The organism is Sphingomonas panacis (assembly GCF_001717955.1).
GTDB classification, from domain to species: Bacteria; Pseudomonadota; Alphaproteobacteria; order Sphingomonadales; family Sphingomonadaceae; genus Sphingomonas; species Sphingomonas panacis.
The window spans coordinates 510,927-533,790 of record NZ_CP014168.1 but is presented as its reverse complement, the minus strand read 5'-3'; the positions used below and the strand labels follow the sequence as shown (position 1 = coordinate 533,790).

Annotated in this window: 23 protein-coding genes; 8 read left to right on the top strand and 15 right to left on the bottom strand. The window is 66.7% G+C overall.

What is annotated here, in order from left to right; all coding sequences use genetic code 11:
- The first annotated feature begins 241 nt into the window (after positions 1-241).
- From J0A91_RS02435 to J0A91_RS02420, 4 genes are read left to right on the top strand one after another with little or no spacing between them, the layout of a single operon-like run.
- Complete coding sequence (locus J0A91_RS02435; protein ID WP_069203585.1) at positions 242-1,642, top strand: DEAD/DEAH box helicase; 1,401 nt, start codon at positions 242-244, stop codon at positions 1,640-1,642.
- A 60-nt stretch (positions 1,643-1,702) separates the two neighbouring features.
- Entirely contained in the window at positions 1,703-2,131 is a 429-nt protein-coding gene (locus J0A91_RS02430) for a PaaI family thioesterase (RefSeq protein ID WP_069206954.1), read from the top strand.
- Entirely contained in the window at positions 2,131-2,508 is a 378-nt protein-coding gene (locus J0A91_RS02425; protein WP_069203584.1) for a PaaI family thioesterase, read from the top strand. Before J0A91_RS02430 ends, J0A91_RS02425 begins: the two co-directional genes overlap by 1 nt.
- A complete protein-coding gene (locus tag J0A91_RS02420) occupies positions 2,505-2,951 on the top strand; it encodes a hypothetical protein (protein WP_069203583.1) in 447 nt (148 codons plus the stop codon). Before J0A91_RS02425 ends, J0A91_RS02420 begins: the two co-directional genes overlap by 4 nt.
- Positions 2,952-3,081: 130 nt before the next feature.
- On the opposite strand, the gene J0A91_RS02415 is transcribed toward J0A91_RS02420, so the two are convergent.
- Both J0A91_RS02415 and J0A91_RS02410 read right to left on the bottom strand, forming a co-directional pair.
- Entirely contained in the window at positions 3,082-3,330 is a 249-nt protein-coding gene (locus J0A91_RS02415; RefSeq protein ID WP_069203582.1) for a hypothetical protein, read from the bottom strand.
- 11 nt (positions 3,331-3,341) lie between these two features.
- A complete protein-coding gene (locus J0A91_RS02410; RefSeq protein ID WP_083224891.1) occupies positions 3,342-4,451 on the bottom strand; it encodes a glycerophosphodiester phosphodiesterase in 1,110 nt (369 codons plus the stop codon).
- 113 nt (positions 4,452-4,564) lie between these two features.
- Between J0A91_RS02410 and J0A91_RS02405 the strand changes: the two genes are divergently transcribed.
- The 3 genes from J0A91_RS02405 to J0A91_RS02395 are packed head-to-tail and all read left to right on the top strand — an operon-like array spanning position 4,565 to position 7,069.
- Positions 4,565-5,485 (top strand): XdhC family protein, encoded by a 921-nt coding sequence (locus tag J0A91_RS02405; RefSeq protein WP_069203581.1) that lies wholly within the window; start codon positions 4,565-4,567, stop codon positions 5,483-5,485.
- Positions 5,472-6,098 (top strand): nucleotidyltransferase family protein, encoded by a 627-nt coding sequence (locus J0A91_RS02400; RefSeq protein ID WP_069203580.1) that lies wholly within the window; start codon positions 5,472-5,474, stop codon positions 6,096-6,098. The genes J0A91_RS02405 and J0A91_RS02400 overlap by 14 nt, the downstream gene beginning before the upstream one ends.
- On the top strand, positions 6,098-7,069 hold the full coding sequence (locus J0A91_RS02395) for a quinone oxidoreductase family protein (protein WP_206364967.1): 972 nt from the start codon (positions 6,098-6,100) through the stop codon (positions 7,067-7,069). The genes J0A91_RS02400 and J0A91_RS02395 overlap by 1 nt, the downstream gene beginning before the upstream one ends.
- 164 nt (positions 7,070-7,233) lie before the next feature.
- Here the strand turns inward: J0A91_RS02395 and J0A91_RS02390 are convergent, their stop codons facing one another.
- From J0A91_RS02390 to J0A91_RS02375, 4 genes are all read right to left on the bottom strand, one after another.
- Positions 7,234-7,422: a hypothetical protein gene (locus J0A91_RS02390; RefSeq protein WP_069203578.1), complete on the bottom strand. Its 189-nt coding sequence runs from the start codon at positions 7,420-7,422 to the stop codon at positions 7,234-7,236.
- Positions 7,423-7,665: 243 nt separating this feature from the next.
- On the bottom strand, positions 7,666-9,450 hold the full coding sequence (locus J0A91_RS02385; RefSeq protein WP_069203577.1) for an AMP-dependent synthetase/ligase: 1,785 nt from the start codon (positions 9,448-9,450) through the stop codon (positions 7,666-7,668).
- 74 nt (positions 9,451-9,524) lie between these two features.
- A complete protein-coding gene (ggt, locus tag J0A91_RS02380; protein WP_069203576.1) occupies positions 9,525-11,267 on the bottom strand; it encodes a gamma-glutamyltransferase in 1,743 nt (580 codons plus the stop codon).
- Positions 11,268-11,313: 46 nt separating this feature from the next.
- Positions 11,314-12,363, bottom strand: a complete 1,050-nt coding sequence (locus tag J0A91_RS02375; protein WP_069203575.1) for a quinone-dependent dihydroorotate dehydrogenase — start codon at positions 12,361-12,363, stop codon at positions 11,314-11,316.
- 280 nt (positions 12,364-12,643) lie between these two features.
- On the opposite strand from J0A91_RS02375, the gene J0A91_RS02370 reads away from it, so the two are divergent.
- Positions 12,644-13,501: a helix-turn-helix domain-containing protein gene (locus J0A91_RS02370; RefSeq protein WP_069203574.1), complete on the top strand. Its 858-nt coding sequence runs from the start codon at positions 12,644-12,646 to the stop codon at positions 13,499-13,501.
- A gap of 37 nt (positions 13,502-13,538) precedes the next feature.
- Here J0A91_RS02370 and J0A91_RS02365 read toward each other — a convergent pair whose 3' ends face one another.
- The 9 genes from J0A91_RS02365 to J0A91_RS02325 all read right to left on the bottom strand — a co-directional run bounded on the left by J0A91_RS02365 (position 13,539) and on the right by J0A91_RS02325 (position 22,850).
- Positions 13,539-13,886, bottom strand: a complete 348-nt coding sequence (locus J0A91_RS02365; protein WP_069203573.1) for a HesB/IscA family protein — start codon at positions 13,884-13,886, stop codon at positions 13,539-13,541.
- Complete coding sequence (locus J0A91_RS02360; RefSeq protein WP_069203572.1) at positions 13,886-14,347, bottom strand: SUF system Fe-S cluster assembly protein; 462 nt, start codon at positions 14,345-14,347, stop codon at positions 13,886-13,888. Before J0A91_RS02360 ends, J0A91_RS02365 begins: the two co-directional genes overlap by 1 nt.
- The gene (locus tag J0A91_RS02355; RefSeq protein ID WP_069203571.1) at positions 14,344-15,555 is read right to left on the bottom strand and encodes a cysteine desulfurase; all 1,212 of its coding nucleotides are present in this window, start codon (positions 15,553-15,555) and stop codon (positions 14,344-14,346) included. Before J0A91_RS02355 ends, J0A91_RS02360 begins: the two co-directional genes overlap by 4 nt.
- Before the next feature lie 96 nt (positions 15,556-15,651).
- Positions 15,652-16,398, bottom strand: coding sequence for a SufD family Fe-S cluster assembly protein (locus J0A91_RS02350; RefSeq protein ID WP_069203570.1), 747 nt, complete (start codon positions 16,396-16,398; stop codon positions 15,652-15,654).
- A gap of 145 nt (positions 16,399-16,543) precedes the next feature.
- The gene (gene sufC / locus J0A91_RS02345; RefSeq protein WP_069203569.1) at positions 16,544-17,383 is read right to left on the bottom strand and encodes a Fe-S cluster assembly ATPase SufC; all 840 of its coding nucleotides are present in this window, start codon (positions 17,381-17,383) and stop codon (positions 16,544-16,546) included.
- Complete coding sequence (locus tag J0A91_RS02340) at positions 17,370-17,858, bottom strand: endonuclease domain-containing protein (protein WP_240502170.1); 489 nt, start codon at positions 17,856-17,858, stop codon at positions 17,370-17,372. Before J0A91_RS02340 ends, sufC begins: the two co-directional genes overlap by 14 nt.
- Positions 17,855-19,327 carry a Fe-S cluster assembly protein SufB gene (gene sufB, locus J0A91_RS02335; RefSeq protein WP_069203567.1) on the bottom strand — a complete coding sequence of 491 codons (1,473 nt, stop codon included), beginning with the start codon at positions 19,325-19,327 and terminating at the stop codon, positions 17,855-17,857. Before sufB ends, J0A91_RS02340 begins: the two co-directional genes overlap by 4 nt.
- The gene (locus tag J0A91_RS02330) at positions 19,327-19,839 is read right to left on the bottom strand and encodes an SUF system Fe-S cluster assembly regulator (protein WP_069203566.1); all 513 of its coding nucleotides are present in this window, start codon (positions 19,837-19,839) and stop codon (positions 19,327-19,329) included. The genes sufB and J0A91_RS02330 overlap by 1 nt, the downstream gene beginning before the upstream one ends.
- 95 nt (positions 19,840-19,934) lie before the next feature.
- On the bottom strand, positions 19,935-22,850 hold the full coding sequence (locus J0A91_RS02325) for a M16 family metallopeptidase (RefSeq protein ID WP_069203565.1): 2,916 nt from the start codon (positions 22,848-22,850) through the stop codon (positions 19,935-19,937).
- Between the last annotated feature and the right edge of the window lie 14 nt (positions 22,851-22,864).

Below are 22,864 nucleotides of genomic sequence, written 5' to 3'. Positions count from 1 at the left end.
CATAACGCAGGTAAAGTTGAAACGGACGCACGGCCGGGCCGATTTCGTGAGTCGGATTGACTTTCCGCACCGCAGCGTACATATCTGCCGCACCGATGCGTCTTGCAGCGTGATCGAAACCGCAAGGTTCGGGCTCCGCTTCGGTATTATCGCTAGGCTTCCCTTTTCACGCGGGGTGTCATTTTCCCCCGCCGCCCTTGCGCTATCGCGCCGGGGCTGGCCTGATATGTGGACTACCTTCATGACTTTCGCCAAACTCGGCCTTGCCGAACCGCTCGTCCGCGCGCTCGAAGCCAAGGGCTATTCGACCCCCACGCCGATCCAGCAGCAGTCGATCCCGATGCTGCTCGAAGGCCGCGATCTGCTCGGCATTGCGCAGACCGGCACCGGCAAGACCGCCGCTTTCGTGCTTCCGTCGATCCAGAACCTGATCGCCAACGACAAGCGTATCCTGCCGACGCATTGCCGCATGCTCGTGCTCGCGCCGACGCGCGAGCTCGCCAGCCAGATCGCCGACAGCGCGCGCGATTACGGCAAATTCTCCAAGATGAGCGTCGCCACCGTGTTCGGCGGCGTCAGCATCAACAAGAACCGCCAGGACATGAGCCGCGGCGTCGATATCCTCGTCGCCACGCCGGGGCGTCTGCTTGATCTGATCGAGCAGCGCTTCGTCAGCCTCGCGACGCTGGAGATCCTCGTCCTCGACGAGGCCGACCAGATGCTCGACCTCGGCTTCATCCACGCGCTCAAGAAGATCGTGCGGATGCTGCCCAAGCAGCGCCAGACCCTGTTCTTCTCGGCGACGATGCCCGCCGCGATCCGCGATCTCGCCGATCAGTTCCTGACCGATCCCGCCACCGTCAAGGTCGCGCCGGTCGCATCGACCGCCGAGCGCGTCGACCAGTTCATCACGTTGGTGAACCAGTCGGAGAAGCAGGCGCTGCTGACGATCCATCTGCGCAACCCGGAGATCGAGCGTTGCCTCGTCTTCACGCGCACCAAGCACGGCGCAGACCGGGTCGTGAAACTGCTCGCCGCCAACGGCATCGCGTCCAACGCGATCCACGGCAACAAGAGCCAGCCGCAGCGCGAACGTGCGCTCGGCGAGTTCAAGTCGGGCAAGGTCAAGGTGCTGATCGCGACCGACATCGCCGCGCGCGGCATCGACGTGTCGGGCGTGAGCCACGTCTTCAACTTCGAACTGCCCAACGTGCCTGAGCAGTACGTCCACCGCATCGGCCGCACCGCGCGCGCCGGCGCGTCGGGCGTGGCGATCAGCTTCTGCGCGGACGATGAGAAGCCGTTCCTGCGCGACATCGAGCGGCTGACCAAGGTCAAGCTGACGCCGCTGCCGCTGCCGGCCGATTTCACCGCCGAGCAGGCCCGCATCAAGGCGGCGCGGCCGGCCGGATCGGACACGCCCGAGCGTCGTATCGACGATTCGGGGCGCCACCGTCAGGGTCCGCGCGCCACGCATTCGGCACGCCCGACCGGCGAGCGGCCGGCGGGTGGCGCTGGCCGTCCCGCTGGTCAGGGCCGCCCCGGCGGTCAGGGTCGTCCGGCCGGCGGTGGCGGTCGCCCCGGTGGCCCGCGTCGCCAGTCGTCAGGTGGCGGCGGCCGGCGTTCGCCCGCCGCGGGCTGATGGCCTCGACCGGGCCACGCGGCTTGCGTGGCCCGGTCGATGCGATAGGACGGCCGCATGATGCCTCCCGATAGTCTGTTTGATCCCACCGATTTCATCGCGCTGATGCGGGCCGGGCATGCCGGTCTGCTCGGTATCGAGTACCGTGCGCACGGTCCCGACTGGACCGAACTCGCATTGCCGTATCAGGCGGCGCTGATCGGCGATCCCGAACGCGGCGTGCTCGCCTCGGGGCCGATCCTCACGCTGATGGATACCGCATGTTCGGTTGCGGTGTTTCTCAAGCTCGGCGCCGAACGCCCGCACGCGACACTCGACTTGCGGATCGATTATGTCCGACCGGCCACGCCCGGCAAGACGGTGATCGGTCGCGGCGAATGCTACCGGATCACCCGCGCCATCTCCTTCGTGCGCGGCGTCGCGCATGATGGCGATCCCGCAGATCCGATCGCCAATGTCGCGGGCACCTTCATGTTCACGGATCTGTGATGGACGATCTGCCCTACGCTCATGCACTTGGCGCCCGACCCGTAGAGGGGGACCCGACGCTGCTGATGTTGCCGTTCGGCGACGGGGTGGTCGGCAGGCCCGGCTTTCTCCACGGTGGCGCGATCGGCGGGTTTCTGGAGGTGGCTTCGATCGTCGCGCTGCGCCACGCGCTCGCCATCGAGAGTGATGCTCGGATCAAGCCGATCAACCTGACCGTCGATTTCATGCGCGGCGGCCGCGACAAGCCGACCTTCGCGCGCGGCATTGTCACCCGGCTCGGCACACGTGTCGCCAATGTCGATGCGACGGCGTGGCAGGATGACCCCGCCCGGCCGATCGCGGCGGCGCGGATGAACTATCTGATCGTGCGCGCATGAACCCGATCGAGGCCCTTTTGGGGACCGCGCACGCGGCACGTCAGGCGGGCGATCTCGCCGCCGCGATCGACCACCAGACCGTCGCGATCGAGATGCTGCGCGGCGGCAGCAACCCGCTCGCGCTCGCGCAGGCGCTGCGCCACCGCGCCGACATGCTGATCGAGAGCGACCGCGCCGGCGATGCCGAGCAGGATTGCGCGCAGGCCCTGTGGTTCTACGCGCAAGTGCCCGATGCGCCGCCGCTCGACATCGCCAACGCGGTGCGCTGCGCCGCGACTCAGGCCGAGGCGGTCGGTGACGTGGCGGGCGCGATCCTTTTGTGGCGCGAGGCGCGCACGCGCTACGCCGCGCTCACCGACCTGTTCGAGGCGATGACCGGCAGCGCCGCCAACCCCGGCGTCGCCGAGGCGACCGCGCGGATCGAGGCGCTGGGCGGGGAGTAACCCTCTTTCGGAACCTACCTCGCCAACCCGTTCGCCCTGAGCCTGTCGAAGGGCGTGTCCGAACCGGAACCTCTCCGGGCGCGTGCTTCGACAGGCTCAGCACGAACGGGTCATTTCGCGATGAGGCGCCTCAGCGCTCGCAATTCTCGCCCTGCTGGCGCCGGCATTCGGCCGCCGCCTTGCGCCGCTCGCGGCCCTCGCGGGCTTCCTGCTTGCGCATTTTGCGGCCGTAGTTGCGGTCGGATTCGGACTGGCTGGTCGTTGTCCAGTCGACCGCCTTCGAGGTGATTCGCACCGGTGCGGTGACGACATGCGCGACGGTGCTGACACAGCCGCCCGCGAACAGGGGGAGGGTGGCAAGTATCAACATCTTACGCATGAAAGGCTCTCTCACTTCTGGGCGGCTGTCCGTGCCGCCGCCCCGATATCGGGAAAGTCGGTGAAGAAGCCGTCGATGCCAAGCCGCAGATATAGCTGAATTTCGTCAGAAAGACGACCATGTGCCGCCGGCGCCGTGCCGGTCCGGAAACTCGGGATCAGAAAGTTGTTTTCCGCCCGGAACGTCCAAGGGTGCAGCCGTAGCCCGGCGGCATGCGCATCACGCACCAGCGTCGAGGGCGGAGCATCGCCGTTCTGGATCATGTCCAGCCCCGGCCCGATGCCATAAGCGTAGCCCGCGATCGCCTTCAGGCCGGCGGGGGTGGTCATCGCGGCGTAGCTCGGTGCGGCATTGTCGGCGGGGGCGCCGGTCGATCCCATCAACTGGATCAGGCGGATTCCGGTCAACGTGTGGATATGCTTGAGGTTGTTGACCTCGAACGACTGGATGAACACCGGATCGGTCGGCTTGCTCCAGCCCGCCTTCTTGAGCTGTGCGACCAGCGTGTCGTCCATCGGCAGGCCGATCGATGCGAAATAGCTCGGGTGCTTGGTCTCGGGATAGATGCCGATCGTGCGATGCAGTTCCTTCTTCCGGCGCTTGGCGAGCGCGATCACCTCGTCGAGCGTCGGAATCGCGAATTCGCCATCATATTTGGCGTTGCCGGGCCGTAGCGATGGCAGCCGTTCCTTCGCGCGAAGAGTCTTCAACTCGGCGAGCGTGAAATCCTCGGTGAACCAGCCGGTATGCGTCTCGCCGTCGATCACCTTGGTGGTTTTCCGCGCGGCGAACTCGGGGTGGTTGGCGACATCGGTGGTGCCGGTGATGTCGTTCTCGTGCCGCGCGACGAAGACCTTGTCCTTGGTCAGCACCAGATCGGGTTCGATGAAATCCGCGCCCTGTTCGATCGCGAGCTCATAGGAAGCGAGCGTATGCTCGGGGCGATAGCCGCTCGCGCCGCGATGCCCGATCAGGACGATCGGCGCCTTGGGATCGAGGCGGGGTACGGAACCGTCCTGCGCGATCGCGGTCGCTGGTGCGAGCAGCAGCGCGGCCGTGACGAGCCGATTGAGCGCGGCTCGCGAAAAGCGCTGCTTTGCCGTATCATCAGCGGAAACCATCATCATCACAGGCGTTGTCCCAAGTTCGAAGCGTCACACGCCCGCGCTGATGCAACAGGATCATGACACCTTGACGATAGACTCGCCCGCGACGCCCGACCAAGCGTGCCCGCATGGCGGATAACGATTCGGTCCTCGCCGCCGCCGCACAGTGGCGCGGCGCACCGATGGCGCTCGCCACCGTGGTCTCGACCTGGGGATCGGCGCCGCGCCCGCGCGGCAGCCACATGCTCGTCCATGCCGATGGCCGCTTCGAAGGCTCGGTCTCGGGCGGCTGCGTCGAGAGCGACATCCTTGCCGCCGCCGCCGAGGTGATCGCCGGTGCGCCGTTCCAGCTCAAGGACTATGGCGTCGCCGATGCTGCGGCATGGGAGGTCGGCTTGCCGTGCGGCGGGCAGATCGCGGTGCTGGTGCAGCCGGTCGGCGCGGAGGGGTTCGATCCCGAACTGTTCGATCGGATCGCGGACGCGCGCGACGCGGGCAGGGCGCTCATGGTCACCACCGATCTCGACACCGGTCAGTCGAGCCTGCGGCCGGCCGAAGGCGCCGCGTTCGTCAACCGCTACGATCCGCCGCGCCGGCTGCTGATCGTCGGCGCGGTGCAGATCGCACAGGCGTTGTGCGGGCTGGCGCGCGAACTCGGCATCGCCACCACGCTGATCGATCCGCGCGCGCGGTTCCTCACGGCCGAGCGTTTCCCCGGTGTCACGCTCGACGACCGCTGGCCCGACGAGGCGGTCGCCGCGCTCGCGCCCGGCCCCGGCACGGCGGTGGTGACGCTCAGCCACGACACCAAGATCGACGATCCCGCGCTGATCGCCGCGCTTGCCACGTCCACACGCTATGTCGGCGCGCTCGGCTCGCGGCGCAGCCACGCGGCGCGGCGCGAGCGGCTTGCCGCGGCGGGTGTACCGGCCAGCGACATTGACCGGATCGACGCACCCGTCGGGATCGACATCGGCGCGATCGGTCCCGCCGAGATCGCTTTGTCGATCGCAGCGGCGATGGTGAAGGCTTTCCATGATCCCGAGTGAGCGACTCGTCCCGGAACGTACCGCGCTGGTGCTGCTCGCCGCGGGAAAGTCCGAGCGCTTCGGCCTCTCCGATAAGCTCGGCGCACCGTTTCTCGGCAAGCCGCTCGGCTATCATGTCGTCACCGCGCTGGCGGCGGTGCCGTTTCAAGCGCGGATCGCGGTGTGCGACGGCGGCGATCTCGATTACGCCGCGCGCGGCTATCAGGTCGTCTTCAACGATCGCGCCGAGGAAGGTGTGTCCTATTCGGTGCGGCTCGGCGTGCGGGCGGCGCGTGCGACCGGTTGCGAGGCCGTGCTTTTCGCGCTCGCCGACATGCCGCGGGTCACGGCTGCGCATATCTACCGTCTGTTCGATGCGAGCGCTGGCGCGGAGACGGTGGTCGCCTCCAGCGACGGAACCCAGCCCTGCCCGCCGGCCTTGTTCGGGGCGGCGCATTTCGACGCGCTGGAAACACTCCAGGGTGACTACGGCGCGCGCGATCTGATCCTCGCCGGCAAACACGTCGTCACCGACGCCGACGAACTCGTCGATGTCGATACCGAAGACGAACTGGCCTATCTTCAGGCCAAGTTCGGCCGAGGCCGCGCACACGCTTTCGCAAAGGACGCATGATGGCACGCATCGCGATGATAGACCGCACCGGCGGCCCCGAGGTTATCGGCTGGCATGACGTGACGCTGCCCGAGCCGGCGGCGGGCGAGGTGCGGATGCGCAATTCCGCCGTCGGTCTCAACTTCATCGACACCTATCATCGCAGCGGGCTGTACCCGGTCGATCTGCCGGCCGGCCTCGGCAGCGAAGCGGCGGGCGTGGTCGAGGCGGTCGGCGCGGACGTCACCGATTTCGCGCCGGGCGACCGCGTCGCCACCTTCGGCCCGACGCGCGGTGCCTATGCGACCGAGCGCAACGTGCCGGCGCGCGAACTCTTCAAATTGCCCGACGCGATCGATGATCGCACCGCCGCCGCGCTGATGCTCAAAGGCTGCACCACCGAGTTTCTGGTCGAACGCTGCGCCAAGGTGCGCGCCGGCCAGACCGTTCTCGTTCATGCCGGTGCTGGCGGTGTCGGCCAGTTGCTGTGCGGCTGGTTGAAGGCGATCGGCGCGACGGTGATCGCGACCGTCGGCAACGAGGACAAGATCGAAACCGCCAAGGCTGCTGGTGCCGCGCATGTCATCCTCTACAAGCAGGTCGATACCGCCAAAGCGGTGCGCGAGATCGTCGCCGAGGGCGTCGCCGTAACCTTCGACGGGGTCGGCAAGGCAACATGGGAAGCCTCTCTCGCGGCGACCGCGCGACGCGGGCTGGTGGTCAGCTTCGGCAACGCGAGCGGCGCGGTCGATGGCGTCAATCTCGGCGTGCTCGCGCGCAGCGGGTCGCTGTTCGTCAGCCGGCCGACGATGTTCGATTACTACGTCACGCCCGAGGAGCGCGCCGCCGGCATCGCGCGCATGTTCGAGATGCTGGAGCGTGGCGCGATCGCCGCCAATATCGGCCAGACCTTCGCGCTCGAAGATGTCGCCGACGCGCATCGTGCGCTCGAAGCGGGGAAGACCAAGGGCGCGACAGTGTTGCTGCCCTGATCGGCTGCGGAGGCGGCCATAAAAAAGGGCCTGGCATCGCGCCAGGCCCTAAGGTTTTTGTCCAGGGAGCACCCGGAACGACTCGACCCCCGTCGTAACGGGTATAGGTAAAAGCGTCAGTATCGCGCGCGGCCGGCAGAATGCCGGGCCGCCCGCGATGCAGATCACATCGCGTTCGCGGTCGTCGCGTTCGCGTCCACAACGTTCGCATCGTCGATGGTGGTCAGGTTCGACTCTTCGACGACCGTGTCATTGCTGACAATGGTGTCGTTCGAAACTTCGGTCTTCGGGGTGCAAGCAGCGGCACCCAGAGCAGCAGCAGCGATCAGCGACATCGTGACGAACTTCTTCATGGACGTTTCTCCCATAGTTGGTCAGGCCTTTGCCTGGGCAACCCTAGTGTCACCCCTCCCCGGCCCTGAATGTCCGAGGGCCTTATGAAAGAAAGCCGATGCGATTGGTAGGGAAATCGCGTGCGAGTCGCATCGATTCCGTAATGATCGGGCGGCATTTCGTCGCAAAAGTGGCGATTTTGGGTCAATCTGACTGACCGAAACTGCGATTCGCCGTGTTTGCCGGGTGGATTGGGCGCAAGTTCAGCTGCGATACAGCGCGTCGAGCCGCTCGCCATACACATCGCGCAGGACGTGACGGCGGATCTTGAGCGAAGGCGTGAGCTGCCCGTTCTCGATGCTGAACGGTTCTTCCGCCAGAACATATCGGCGCACGCGCTCGATCACCGACAGATCGCGATTCACCCGCTCGACCGCGTGACCGATGATGGTGCGGTACTCGCTGTTCTCCGCCAGCCGCGCGAAATTGCAGGGATCGCCGTTGGCGGCGCACCATTGCTGGGTCCATTCGGGATCGGGCACGATCAGCGCGACCATATAGGGCCTGCGATCGCCATAGATCATCGCTTGCGCGATCTCGGGCTGGAGCGTCAGCATCCCCTCGACCCGCTGCGGTGCGACATTGTCGCCCTTGTCGTTGACGATGATATCCTTCTTGCGATCGGTGATCTTGATGCGGCCCTTTGCATCGATCAGCCCGATGTCGCCGGTGTGCAGCCAGCCATTCTGGAGGACGCGCGCGCTCTCCTCGGGGTTGCGCCAATAGCCGTGCATGACGAGTTCGCCGCGCACAAGAATTTCGCCGTCTTCGGCAATACGCACCTCGGTATCCGCGAGCGGCGGACCGACCGTGTCCATCTGGAGGCCGACCGACGGCCGGTTGCACGACACCACCGGCGCCGATTCGGTCTGGCCGTAGCCTTGCATCAGGGTAAGGCCGAGCGAATCGAAGAACACGCCCACTTCTGGGGTAAGCGGCGCACCGCCCGAGACCATCGCCTTGAGTCGTCCACCGAACCGCTTGGCGATCTTCGGGCGTAGCGTCGCGCCGAGCAGCAGATCGACCGGCCTGTCGAGCACGCTCGATTCGCCGTGATAGCGTTTGGTGCCGATCGCCAGCGCGCGGTCGAGCAGCCAGGGCGCGACGCCGCCTTGCTTCTCGATCTCCTTGGTGATTCGCGCGCGCAGCACCTCGAACAGCCGCGGCACCACCACCATGATCGTCGGACGCACCTCGGAGATGTTGGCGGCGAGCTTTTCGATGCCTTCGGCATAATAGATCTGCGCGCCCAGCCCGATCGGTAGATGCTGGCCGGCGGTATGTTCATACGCGTGGCTGAGCGGAAGGAACGACAGGAACACCTCGTCGTCCCAGCCGAAATCCTCGGAAATGATCGCCGACGTGGCGGCGACGTTGTGAAGGATCGCGCCGTGATGCTGCATCACCCCGCGCGGCGCGCCGCCGGTGCCGCTGGTGTAGATGATGCACGCGGTATCCTCGCGCCTGGCGGTGGCAGCGATCGTCTCGGGGCCGCAGGCGTGCGCCGCGATCACATCCGCCCAGCGGTGGAAATCGAGCGCGCCGGGTTGGCCGGGGCGGATATCCTCGATGCCGATCACCGCGCGAACCGTGCTCGACCGGATCGCTGCGGGCAGCAATGTGCGCGCAAGCTTCGCGCTCGATACGATCACCACGCTCGCACCCGAATTCTCGATGATGTGGAGGTGATCGCGCTCTGTATTGGTGGTGTAGGCGGGCACGGTGATGCAGCCGGCCGCCATGATCGCGAGGTCGCTGATGCACCATTCCGGGCGGTTCTCGGAAACGAGCATCACCCGGTCGCCCGGCTTCAGCCCGATCGCCTTCAGCCCTGCGGTCAGGCTCACGACATGCTCGGCCACCACCCGCCATGAGATCGGCACCCAGTCGCCGGCCGGCTTGTGCCAGAGGAAGGGCGCGTCACCTTTCTCGGCTGCGCGTGCGAGGAACATCGCGACCAGATTGGGAAAATGTTCGAGCCTGCGCATCCCTGCTCCTGCCAACCCGTCATCGGGCCTTCTTTCCCTACTCTTACGCTCCTAGGTGGTTCCGCCCCAACGGATTATTCATGCGCGCCATTCAACTCGTTGGTGCGCCGCGCGATCTTGGTCACGCTGCCGTCCGCCGAGACCGCGACGCCCTCGCTGCGCGGATCGGCCGCGCCGATCCAGGTCGTGCCGATGCGCTCGACCGCGTTGGCCTTGAGGCCGAGCGGCCCGACTTTGGCATCCTCGCCGAGCGCCTGCAACGCGGGCACCATCGCCGTCAGTTCGGTGCCTGCCTCGACCACCGCGCTCTTGCCGGGCGCGTAAATCAGCCCCATCGCGATCGCCTCCTGCGCGGACAGCTTCCAGTCAACGACGCCGACGATCGCCTTCGCCACCTGCGCGATGATCGTCGACCCGCCCGCTGCGCCGATCGCCAACCGCACCTTGCCGTCCGGTCCGTAGACGATCGTCGGCGACATCGAGCTGCGCGGCCGCTTGCCGCCCTCGACCCGGTTGGCGACGAGATAGCCGTCCTTCTCGGGCACGATGTCGAAATCGGTCAGTTCGTTGTTGAGCCACACGCCATCGACCGAAATCCCGGAGCCGAAATAGCCGTCGATTGTGGTCGTCACCTGAATGACGTTGCCGCTCGCATCGGCGGCGGCGAGATCACTGGTGCCGGGGACTTCGCTCAGCGGCGCACGGATTCGCTTGGGCGCGCCGGCGGGAAGGCCGGGTTCGATCGTGGCGAGGCTACGCTCGGGCGAAATCAACGCCGAGCGCGCGGCGATGTATTTGGCATCGAGCAGCCCCGCGATCGGCACCTGCACATAATCGGGATCACCGACGTACATGTCGCGATCGGCATAGGCGAGCCGCGAGCTTTCCGCGAACAGATGCCACGCGACCGGCGACGCGCGCCCGAGCTTCGCCATGTCGAAGCGTTCGAGCTGCTTGAGGATCATCAGCACCGAAATGCCGCCCGACGAGGGCGGCCCCATCCCGCAGATCTTGTAGCGACGATACGTACCACAGATCGAGGGGCGATCCTTGACGTCATAGGTGGCGAGATCGCCGATCGTCATCTTCGAGCGGTTGCGCTCCGCACCGTTGACCGCGGCGACGATCTTTTGCGCCATCGGCCCGGTATAAAAGCTGTCGGCGCCGTGCCGCGCGATGCTGTCGAACAGCGCCGCCTGTTCGGGGTTCTTGAACACCGAACCGACCGCGACGGCATGGCCGTCGGGCGTGAACAGGTGCGCGCGGCCCCATGCCTCGACATGTCGGCCATAGAGTTCGAGACCATTGTGCATGCGCGGGGACACCACGAAGCCATCGCGCGCATAGGCGATTGCCGGCGCGAACAGCTTGGCCCAGGGCAATTTGCCGTAGCGCTGATGCGCCAGCGCCATCATCCGCAGATTGCCCGGCACACCGGCGCTGCGCCCACCCGGATAGGCGTCGCGGAAGCTCAGCGGTTTGCCGTCGTCGCCGTAGAACCATTTCGCATCGGCGGCATGGGGGGCGGTCTCGCGCCCGTCGAGCGTGATCGTCTTGCCGCTCTTGGCGTCGTGATAGACCATGAAGCTGCCGCCGCCGATCCCGGAGTTCTGCGGTTCGACCACGTTGAGCACGAGCATCGTCGCGATTGCCGCGTCGGTGGCGGTGCCGCCTTGCTTTAGGATATCGGCCCCCGCCGCCGCGGCGCGCGGATCGGCGGCGGAGACGATACCCTGTGGCGGGCTTTGCGCTGGCGCCTTGGCGGCGAGCGGGACGGGGAGGAGGGTGAGGGCGAGCGCGACCAGGATTTTTTGCATCGGGTGCGAAGCGTAACGTCGTTTGCCCGGGGAGCAACCCGTTCGTTCAGCCTTTTCCGACCGCATCCGCGACATTGGCATAACCATCGCGCGCGAGCACCGCCGACAACTCCCGGTTGAGGCGACGCGGTAGGCCCGGCCCCTCATACACAAGCGCGCTGTAGAGCTGCACCAGACTGGCGCCGGCGAGAATGCGGCGATAGGCCTCCGCACCCGTGCCGATTCCGCCCGCCGAGATCAGCGGCAGCGCGCCGCCGGTGGCCTTGCGGAAATCGGCGAGCCGGGTGCGCGCGAGCGGCGCGAGCGGCGCGCCCGACAGGCCGCCCGCTTCGTCCTTCGAGGCGGAGGTGAGGCCGAACGGACGCTCTATCGTGGTGTTGTTGACGATCAGCGCGTCGATCCGGTGTTCGATCGCGGCACGCGCGATCGCGTCGATCGCGGGCAAGTCGAGATCGGGCGCGACCTTGAGGAACAGCGGCGGCTGCTTGCCCGGCCCCCGGCGCGCCTCGTCGGCGGCGGCGAGCAGTTCGGCGAGTGCGCTGCCGTGCTGGAGATCGCGCAGGCCGGGCGTGTTGGGCGAACTGATGTTGATCGTGATGTAATCCGCCACCGCCGCCGCGCGCGAAACGCCGTGGACATAGTCGGCGACGCGATCCGTCGCGTCCTTGTTGGCACCGACATTGATGCCGAGCACGCCCGCGCGCTTCGCCCGCGCGGCGCGCGGCAGCGCGGCGTCGATGCCGCCGTTGTTGAACCCCATACGGTTGACGACGGCTTTGTCCTCGACCAGCCGGAACAGGCGCGGGCGCGGGTTGCCCGGCTGTGGCAGCGGCGTCAGCGTACCGATCTCGACGCTGCCGAAACCCAGTCCGAAAAAGCCGTCGATCGCGTGACCGTCCTTGTCGACCCCGGCCGCCAGCCCGAGCGGCGTCGCGAAGTCCAGCCCCGCGACACGAGTCGCCAGCCGGGGATCGCGCACCGTCCCGCCGAACGGCGCGCCGAGCGAACCCCAAGCGGCGAGCGCGTCGATCGTCAGCCCGTGGGCGCGCTCGCCATCGAGCGCGAAGAGCAGGGGGCGAACTGCGGAAAAGATCATATCGCCTGATGGCACCGCCCCGCGCAGCCGTCAAAAGCCAAAGATGCGACCGATCCGGCGTTTTCTAGGTTCGTAGCGGATCTAAAGTGTCGTGGACCGGCACGCTTGTCGCATTCGTCCAAGACGGTGCCGCGGCGCTCTGCTCAAAGCGGCTTGCGACCCAAGGGGCTCTCGACCGGGAGCCCTACACCTTCATGGCCCGGCTGGTTTAGCAGCCGGGCCACTTTTCTTTGCGTGTCGCCAGCGCTAACCCCCCGCACACATAAGCGGGGGCGCATCCATGGACGAAATCAAGCTGGCCTATTCGGTTCCGACCGAGGACGTTGCCGAGTTCGTGACGTTGTTCTACCACTTTCACGCCGATCTGCCGGTGTTCGAGGATACCGAACGCGCCGACCATGCGCAGATCCGCTTCCGACTTAGCGCGCGCCACGCCGAATATCGCATGGCTGATGGCAGCGTGCAGGACGCGGCCGAAGTCCATGTCATCGGCCCGACCAGCGGCGCTTGGAAGGTGCGTGCCGAAGGGCCGGTGGAGGTGTTCGGCATGGGGCTGACCCCGGCGGGCTGGGCGGCGATGATCGGCGACGATGCCTCGACGATGATGAACCGCGCGATCGACGCGACCGTGCTGTTCGGCGCGGCACGCCTGCGCGATGCCACGGCGGCGCTGCGCGCGAACCCCGATCCGGCGTCACGCGTCGCGATCGGTGAGGCTCTGGTACGCGATCTCGTCAAGACTGGGGATGCCGGCGCGCGGCGCTTCGTGCGGCAGGTCGATGGCTGGCTGGCGGCAAGTCCTTCGCCCGAAATGGACGTTCTCGTCGATCTTGCCGGGTTGTCGCGCCGTCAGGTCGAGCGCAAATGCAAGGCGCTGTACGGCGTCCCGCCCAAGCTGCTCGCGCGCAAATACCGCGCCTTGCGCGCCGCAAACGCGATGCTCGCCACCAGCGAGCCGCTCGACGACGCCCTCGAACGCGGCTTTTACGATCAGTCGCACATGATCCGTGAGGTCAAGCAGTTCACCGGTCTGACACCGGGGCAGATCAAGGACGAGGCGACGATGCTCTCGCGCATGACGATCACCCAGCGCTCGGCGCTTGGCGGTCTGGTCAGCCCGCTCATCAGCGGTACGTGACATAACCGTTGCCCCGGCCTGCGCCGGGGCAACGATCTTACACCGTGAAACTCTCGCCGCAGCCGCAGGCGCCCTTGGCATTGGGGTTCGCGAACACGAATCCCGCCGCGAAATCGTCTTCGACCCAGTCCATCCGGCTGCCGATCAGATACAGGATCGATCCGCCGTCGACGAACAGGGTGCCGCCGGGCGTGTCGATCCGTTCGTCGAACGGCTTGGCCTCGGTGACGTAATCGACCGAATAGGCCAGCCCCGAACAGCCGCGCCGCGGTGTCGAGAGCTTGACCCCGATCGCCCCGTCAGGCGCCTTCGCCATCAGGTCCGCGATCCGCGCTTCGGCGGATTCGGTGAGGTTGAGCGCCGCCGGGCGCACGCGCGTAGCCATCATAGCATCCCCAGTTCGAGCTTGGCGTCGTCGCTCATCTTCTGCGGATCCCACGCGGGATCCCACACCAGATTGACTTCGGCCGATCCGATCCCCGGCACGGCGCCGACGCGCATCTCGACCTCGCCCGGCATTGATTCGGCGACCGGGCAGTTCGGCGTCGTCAGCGTCATCGTCACGACGGCGTGGCCTTCGGTCGTTACCTCGACGCCATAGATGAGGCCGAGATCGTAGATGTTGACCGGGATCTCGGGGTCGTAAATCTCCTTGAGCGCTTCGATCACGCCTTCGTACAGCGCGCCGCCCGGCTCGCCCGGCGCATCGCCCGCCGGTTTCTGCGACAGGAAGCCTTCGAGATAGTCACGCTGGCGCGGTTCGGCCGCGACATCGTCCACGCGCGCACGCGGCGGCGTTTCGACCGCATCGACCTGTTCCACCGCGATTCTGCTCTGCTCGTTCATCCGAAGATCCTCGTAACTCTCTCGATGCCCCTCACCAGCGCCTCGATATCCTGCGGCCCGTTATAGACCCCGAAGCTCGCCCGCGCCGTCGCCGGCACGCCGAGCGTTTCCATCAGCGGCTGCGCGCAATGATGGCCGGCGCGGATCGCGACCCGGCTCTCGTCCAAGATGGTGCCGATGTCGTGCGGATGCACCCCCTCGATGCTGAACGAGACGATTCCCGCCGCATCTTCAGGCCCGTACAGCGTAACCGAATTGATCCCGTGCAAAGCGTCCCGCGTCTGGCGGACCAGCGCGGTCTCATGCGCGTGGATCGCCTCAAGCCCGATGCCTTCGACATAGTCGATCGCGGCCTGCAGCCCGAGCGCACCGACGATGTGCGGCGTGCCCGCTTCGAACCGGGTTGGCGGCGGCGCGTAGGTGGTGCGTTCGAACGTCACCCGGTCGATCATTGAGCCGCCGCCCTGATACGGCGGCATCGCCTCCAGCAGCGCGGCCCGGCCCCACAGCACGCCGATCCCGGTCGGGCCGTAAAGTTTGTGGCCCGAGAAAACGTAGAAGTCGCAGCCGATCTCGGCGACGTTCACCGGCAGGCGCGGCACTGCCTGACAGCCGTCGATCAGGATCTTCGCGCCGCCCGAATGCGCGATCTCGGTCGCGCGCTTGGCATCGAGCACCGACCCGAGCACGTTCGAAACATGCGCGAGCGCGACCAGCTTGTGCTCGGGACGGATCATCGCCGCCATCGCATCGAGATCGATGCGATGATCGTGCGTGAGCGGCACCACGTCGATCGCGGCGCCGACCTTTTCGGCGGCCATCTGCCACGGCACGATATTGCTGTGATGTTCGAGCATCGACAGCAGGATGCGGTCCCCCGGCTTGAGCTGCTCGCGCGCCCAGCAGGTCGCGACGAGATTGATCCCCTCGGTCGCGCCGCGCACGAACACGATCTCGTTTTCCGCGGCCCCGATGAAGCCGGCGACGCGGCGGCGCGCGGCTTCATAGGCGAGCGTCATGTCGGCGCTGCGCTGATACACGCCGCGATGCACGGTGGCGTAGGTGGTGTCGTAACCGCGCGCGATGGCGTCGATCACGCCCTGCGGCTTCTGCGCGGTCGCGGCGGTGTCGAGATAGGCCCAGCCGTCGGGGATCGCCGGGAAATCGGCGACCACATCGAGCGGGCGAGGGGAGGCGAGGACAGTCATATTACCTCCGTTCGTCCCGAGCGAAGTCGAGGGACTGGCCGCGAACGTTCCGTATATGTGTCTCGACTTCGCTCGACACGAACGGTGAGGTTGCGCTCACAGCATCCGCTCCAATGCGGCCTGTGCCGCCGCTTCGACCGCCTCGCGCTGGCCGTCGTCCGCGATGCCGTCGAACACCGATCCGATGAACGCCCGCAGCAGCAGCGCCTTGGCTTCGGCGGGCGGCAGGCCGCGGCTCTCCAGATAGAACAGCCCGGTCTTGTCGAGTTCGCCCACCGTCGCGCCATGCGCGCACTTCACGTCGTCGGCGAAGATTTCCAGCTCGGGCTTGGCGTTTGCGGTCGCGGTGCGGGTGAGCAGCATCGCCTTGATCGATTGGCTCGCATCGGTTTTCTGCGCATCGCGCGCGACCGCGACCTTGCCGAGATAGCTGCCGGTCGCACGGCCACCCAGTACCGAGCGCACCATCTGGTTCGAGGTCGCGTTCGGCTCGATATGGTTGAGCGTGGTGACGATCTCGAGCGTCTGGTCCCCAGCACCGAGCATCGCCGCGCCGAGTTCGAAATGCGAACCCTCGTGACAGGTCACGTCGATCGCGACCCGACCGAGCTTGCCGCCGGTGTTGAGGACATGGAAGGTCGCGGTCGCGCGCGGGTGCAGGATCACGTGCACGTCGTGGATCGCGACGCCATCGGTCGGCGCATCCTGCACGATGACGCGGGTGATGCTTTCACCGGCGGCGACCTCGATCACTTCAGGCGCCGGCAGCGGCCACACCGAGGCAACCGCCTCCAGATCGGAGTAGCGCCAGGCCTCGTCGCGGCGCGTGGGGAGGGCGCTCAAAACCCCTCTCCCCTTGTGGGAGAGGGAGGGGCCCGCTCGACGCAGTCGAGTGGGAGGGTGAGGGGGAGCGTGACACACGCCCCCTCATCCGACCTCGCTGCGCTCGGCCACCTTCTCCCACAAGGGGAGAAGGAGAGAAGGACGCTCATGCCGTCACCTCGGCGTAACCCGCCGCTTCCAGCTCCAGCGCCAGTTCCGGTCCACCGGTCTTCACGATCCGGCCACCGGCCAGCACATGCACCACATCGGGCTTCACGTAATCGAGCAGCCGCTGGTAATGCGTGATCAGCAGCACCGCTTTGTCGGGCGCGCGCATGATCCGGTTGATGCCGTCGCCGACCGCGCGCAGCGCATCGATGTCGAGGCCCGAATCGGTTTCGTCGAGGATCGCGAACTTCGGCGCGAGGATGCCCATCTGCACCATCTCGTTGCGCTTCTTCTCGCCGCCCGAGAAGCCGACGTTGACCGGGCGCTTGAGCATCTCGGCATCCATCCCGATCGCCGCCGCTTGCGCGCGCGCGACCTTGAGGAACTCCGCGCCCGAAAGCGGCGGCTCGCCCCGCCTCTTGCGCTGGGCGTTCAGGGCTTCGCGCAGGAACTGAACGTTCGACACCCCGGGGATCTCGACCGGATATTGGAAGCCGAGGAACAGCCCGGCGGCGGCACGCTCGTGCGGTGCGAGTTCGAGCAGATCGACCCACTCTTCCTCCGTTCGTGCTGAGCTTGTCGAAGGGCGTGTACCGGATGCTGCGTTCTCGACCCGTGCTTCGACACGCTCAGCAAGAACGGGGTTGGGTTGGAACAGGACGGACCCCGCTGTCACCTCATAGCCGGGCCGGCCGCCGAGCACATAGCCAAGCGTCGACTTGCCCGCGCCGTTCGGACCCATGATGGCGTGGACCTCGCCGGCATTCACCGTCAGCGAAAGGCCTTTGAGGATTTCCTTGCCGTCGATTTCGGCGTGGAGGTTTTCAATTTTCAGCATGTTCAGGCTCTTGCTCGAGCCCCTCCCCTTCAGGGGAGGGGTTGGGGTGGGGCATCTCCGCAAGTGCTGACAGCACTTGCTCGAGAACACCTTCAATGTTGCGCATCACGTCTTCGTTCGACACGCGCACGACGCGGTAACCCTGCGCCGCCAGCGCGGTATCGCGTCTGGCATCGTCATTAAGGTCGGCGTGGGTGTGGCCGTCGACCTCGACGATCAGGCGCTGTGACGGGCACAAGAAATCGACGATGGCATGGCCAATCGTCGCCTGCCGGCGGAACTTGAATCCGCCCAGTCGCGAGCGCGACAGACGCGCCCACAGCCGCGTCTCGGGTTCGGTCGGATTGCGGCGCATCGTGGCGGCGTGGCCGTGCAAAACAGCCAGAGCGTTCGCGGAGAGGCCCCACCCCCGACCCCTCCCCTGCAGGGGAGGGGTGTTCAGGCGCTTCGCATCATCTTGCGGGGTCAGGCTCACCCCACCGACCCTTCAAGCGAAATCCCCAGCAGCTTCTGCGCTTCGACCGCGAATTCCATCGGCAGTTGCTGGAGCACCTCTTTGGCGAAGCCGTTGACGATCAGCGCCACCGCCGCCTCCTGATCCAGCCCGCGCTGCATCGCGTAGAACAACTGGTCGTCGCTGATCTTCGAGGTGGTCGCCTCATGCTCGATCTGCGCCGACGGGTTGCGCACCTCGATATACGGCACGGTATGCGCGCCGCATTCGCTGCCGAGCAGCAGCGAATCGCATTGCGTGAAGTTGCGCACGCCCTCGGCGCCCGCCGCGACTCGCACCAGCCCGCGATAGGTGTTGTCCGAGCGGCCCGCAGAAATCCCCTTCGACACGATCGTCGAACGCGATCCCTTGCCGTTGTGGATCATCTTGGTGCCGGTGTCGGCCTGCTGGCGGTTGTTCGTCACCGCCACCGAGTAAAACTCGCCGACCGAATTCTCGCCGTTGAGCACGCACGACGGATATTTCCACGTAATCGCGCTGCCGGTCTCGACCTGAGTCCAACTCACCTTGCTGCGCGCGCCCTGGCACAAAGCCCGCTTCGTGACGAAATTGTAGATGCCGCCGTTGCCCTCGGCGTCGCCGGGATACCAGTTCTGCACGGTCGAATATTTGATCTCGGCATCGTCGAGCGCGACCAGTTCGACCACGGCGGCATGCAACTGGTTCTCGTCGCGCATCGGCGCGGTGCAGCCTTCGAGGTACGACACATACGCGCCCTTGTCGGCGACGATCAGCGTGCGTTCGAACTGGCCGGTATTCTCGGCATTGATGCGGAAATACGTGCTCAGCTCCATCGGGCAGCGCACGCCCTCGGGAATGTACACGAACGTCCCGTCGGAAAAGACCGCGCAGTTCAGCGCCGCGAAGTAATTGTCGTGCATCGGCACGATCTTGCCGAGCCACTTGCGCACCAGATCGGGATATTCGCGGATCGCCTCGCTGATCGAGCGGAAGATCACGCCCGCCGCCTCAAGCTCCTTGCGGAAGGTGGTGGCGACCGAAACCGAATCGAACACCGCATCCACCGCGACCCGGCGCGGCGGCGTGCCGCCCTCCACGCCCGCGAGCAGCTTCTGCTCCTCGATCGGGATGCCGAGCTTTTCGTAAACGCGCAGGATTTCGGGATCGACCTCGTCGAGCGAGCCGAGCTTGGGCTTGGCCTTCGGCTCGGCGTAATAATAGGCATCCTGATAATCGATCGGCGGGATGTCGAGCTTGGCCCAATCGGGCGCAGGCATGGTCAGCCAGTGGCGATACGCCTTGAGCCGCCAGTCGAGCATCCATGCCGGCTCGTTCTTCTTGGCCGAGATGAAGCGGACTGTGTCCTCGCTCAGCCCCTTGGGGGCGAAGTCCTGCTCGATGTCCGAGCTGAAACCCCATTCGTAGGTCTTGTTCGCCGCTGCGAAGGCGTCTGCGTTGCGGGTGGCCATTATGCGTTCCTCACCAAATCCCCCTCCCGCGTGCGGAAAGGGTTAGGGGAGGGTGTGTCCCCAAGTGTTTCGACTGCGACTGGAACAGGCGCTCCCGCAAGCGGGACGGGAGAAGAGAGGCTGGCCAGCGATACGTTCGCCAGCGCGCCGCGCACCGCGCCATTGACCACGTTCCAGTGCGGCTTGACTCGGCAGTCGCCCTCGATCGCACATTCATGCGTGCTCGGTTCGACGCACGCGGTCAGCGCGATCGGCCCCTCGATTGCCTCGACGATCTCGGCGAGCGTGATCGCCGACGGCGGGCGCGAAAGGCGGAAACCGCCGCCAGTGCCACGCGCGCTTTCGATCAGCCCGGCGGCGGAGAGCTTGCTGACCAGCTTCTGCACGGTCGGCAGCGGCAGCCCGGTTTCCTCCGCGAGCAATGTCGCGTTGAGCCGCGCCGCCCCGCCGCAGCGGCGGGCAGCCGCCGCCAGCATCACGACGGCATAATCGGTCAGGCTGGAAAGGCGCATTTGCGAGCGGTTCTCAAATCGGACAAGATCGTTCCGATTGGGCATGTGGCCCCGAAGCCGGCTCGCGTCAACACCTCACCAACGTGAAAACCGTGCTATTTGGCCGCGGCTTTCGGCACCACGTCCATCGTCCAGTCCGCCTCGGGCCGCAGATATTTGCGCGCGGTCGCCTGCAGATCCGCCGCCGTCATCGTCGAGACGTCGTGGTACAGCCGCGCCAGCGCATCGATCCGGCGCGGATCATAGGATGCGCCGGTCAGTTGCAGCATCCAGAACTGGTTGCCGGTCGACTGGCGCATGATCGACTGCATCATCGGCCCGATTGTGCGCTTCAGCTCGTCGTCGCTGATCGGGTTGGCGACAAGGTCGGCCGCGATGCTGCGTGACAGGCGGAAGAACAACGGCACGTTTTCGGGTGTGACCTGCCCGACCGCGATCATCCGCCCGCCGCCGGGCAGCCCGATCGGCCAGGTGCTCGACACGTTGGGGCTGTAGCTCGCGCCCGCCTGCGAGCGGAGCTGGTCGAACAGCCGATCGCTGAAGATCGACGCCAGCACATCGAGCCGCCGCGAATCGGTCAGTCCCTCGACGCCGCTCCCGGTCGGCCAGGCGATCACCGCCGCCGCCTGGTTCTCGGGGCCGTCATGAGTCAGCACGACCGGGGCCGCGTTGTGCGCCGGGAAGCGCACCGGCGGCGGGGACGCGGCGGCGGCGGCGCGCGGCGGCAGCGCGCCGATCGTCTTGCCCACGGTCGCGATCGCGAGATCGGCGGGCACGTCGCCGAACACCTGTACCTCGATCGGCCCCGACTTCATCAGCGGCTCCCACAAAGCGCGGAAGGACTGCGGCGTCAGTGCCTCGATCTGCGCGCGGCTGGGCGAACCCCAGCGTTGGTCGCCATCGCGTAGCAGCCGTTCGAGGTCACGCGACAGCACGCCACCGGGCGACGCGCCGAGACCGGCATAGCCCGCCAGCGCGACGCTCTTCGCGCGCAGCACCGGATTGGGGTCCCAGCCGGGTGCGGCGAGTTCGGCGGCGAGCAGCTTCATCTGGTCGGCGAAATCGGCGGGCGATGTCTGCCCTGACAGCGAGAAGGCGTCATCCTCGATATCGAAGTCGAGCCCGATCCGCCGTCCGGCGGTCATCTGGTCGAGGTCGCCCTGGCGCAGCTTGCCGATGCCACCTTCGACCAGCGCCATCTCGGCCGCCCAGGCCGGCGTCGCCTTGTCGGCGGGCAGCGCGTTGTAGCCGCCGCCAAAGCGCACGCGCACGTAGATGCGATTGTCCTCGGCGTTGGTCGAATAGACCATCAGCTTCGCGCCGTTCGAATAGGCGACGCTGGTCAGGTCCATGTCCGCCCCGAACCGGGTCACCTTCTCGCGTGATACGATCGTGGCGGGCTTGCCGCCGGGTGCCGGCAGCTTCGCGAACGACACCGCGCCCTGCGCGCGGGCCCGGCCTACCGCCGAGACCTTGGCGGTCAGCGCGGTGGTGAGCTTGGCCGTGGCGCCATCGTCGGGCGTTTGCAGGCTCAGCAGCGCGCGCGTCGCGGTGCCCTCGAACACGCGCTTGGTCGAGGCGAGTTCGGCGGCGGGGTTGAACATCTTCTTGGCGAGGGCATCGTGATAGACCTTGAGGATCGTATCGGGCGCGGTCGTCGTCTCGCGGATGTCGAGCGCCTGCACCATGTCGTCGGCCTGCTTCGATCCGGCTTCGGCGCGCGCGGTATCGACGCTGGTGCGGAAGCTGACTTCGAGATCGGCGAGTTCGCGGTCGATCTCGGCCTGGCTGGGCGCACGCGCCTGCGCGGCGGCGATCACCGAGCGGACGTCGCGAAGTGCTGCTTCCCAATCGTTGCCGACCGGCAGGATCGACACGATCGTCACATTGGCCGAGCGCGACGGATCGTCGAGCGCGGCTTGCGCGGCGATATAGCTGCCGCCGGCGCGCGCCCGCGCCTCGAGCCGCCGGTTGATGACCGCGAGCGCGACCTGATCGACCAGCCGTGCCTGGTTGAACAGGATCGTGTCGTTGTTGAAATGCCACGGCCGCACCACCGCGAGTGTGATTCGCGTGGGCAGGCTGGGCTCGACGATCGTCGCGGCGGTCGGCTGCTTGGCGTCGGGCGTGCCGAAATCGGGGTCGGCGGGGGCGGGGCCGATGCCCTGCCAGCCGCCGAAATATTTGGCGATGATCGGCTCGATCGTCGCCGGGTCGGCATCACCGGCAATCGACACCAGCACGCGCGAGGGGCGATACCAGCGATCGTGGAAGGCGCGCACCGAGTCAGCAGTCGCGGCCTCAAGTGTCTTGATGTTGCCGATCGGCGAGCGGTCAGCGAGCGGCTGGCCCGCGAACAGCGTGGCGTTGAGCGCGTTGAGGAAGCGCACCTGCGCGCCCGGCTGCTCGCGCTGCTCGGCGAGCACGGCGGGGCGCTCGGCATTGAGTGCCTCGGGCGTGATGTTGGGGGCGGAGACCATGCCCGACATGATCTTGAGACTCTCGTCGATCCCCGCCGGAGTCGCCGAGGGTAGATCGAGCTTGAACACGGTCTGGGTCGTCGTGGTCTGCGCGTTGGTGTCCGATCCGAAGGTCGTGCCCATCCGCTGCCAGATTCGCTTGGCCTCGCCATCGGGTACGTATTTGGAACCGCGGAACGACAGATGCTCGATCAGATGCGCGAAGCCGCGCTCGCTGTCCTGCTCGTAGAGCGAACCCGCATCGATGCGCACCCGCACCGAAATCTGCCCGGGCGGCACGCCGTTCTTGCGGACCGCATAGCGCAGCCCGTTCTTGAGCGTTCCGAAATGCCACGCCGGATCGGGCGCGATGTCGCTGCCCTTGTAGAGCCACGCATCGCGGCTCGCGATCGCGCTTTCGGGGCTGTCGGCGGCCGTGCCGGGGGCGGCCGGTACGGTCTGTCCAGCAAGCGTCGGTGCGACACCGGTGACGAGGCTGGCGATCAGGCCATAGACGATAAGGGGGCGCATCGTGCGCGAGAACAACAACATGGTGAGACCCTAGC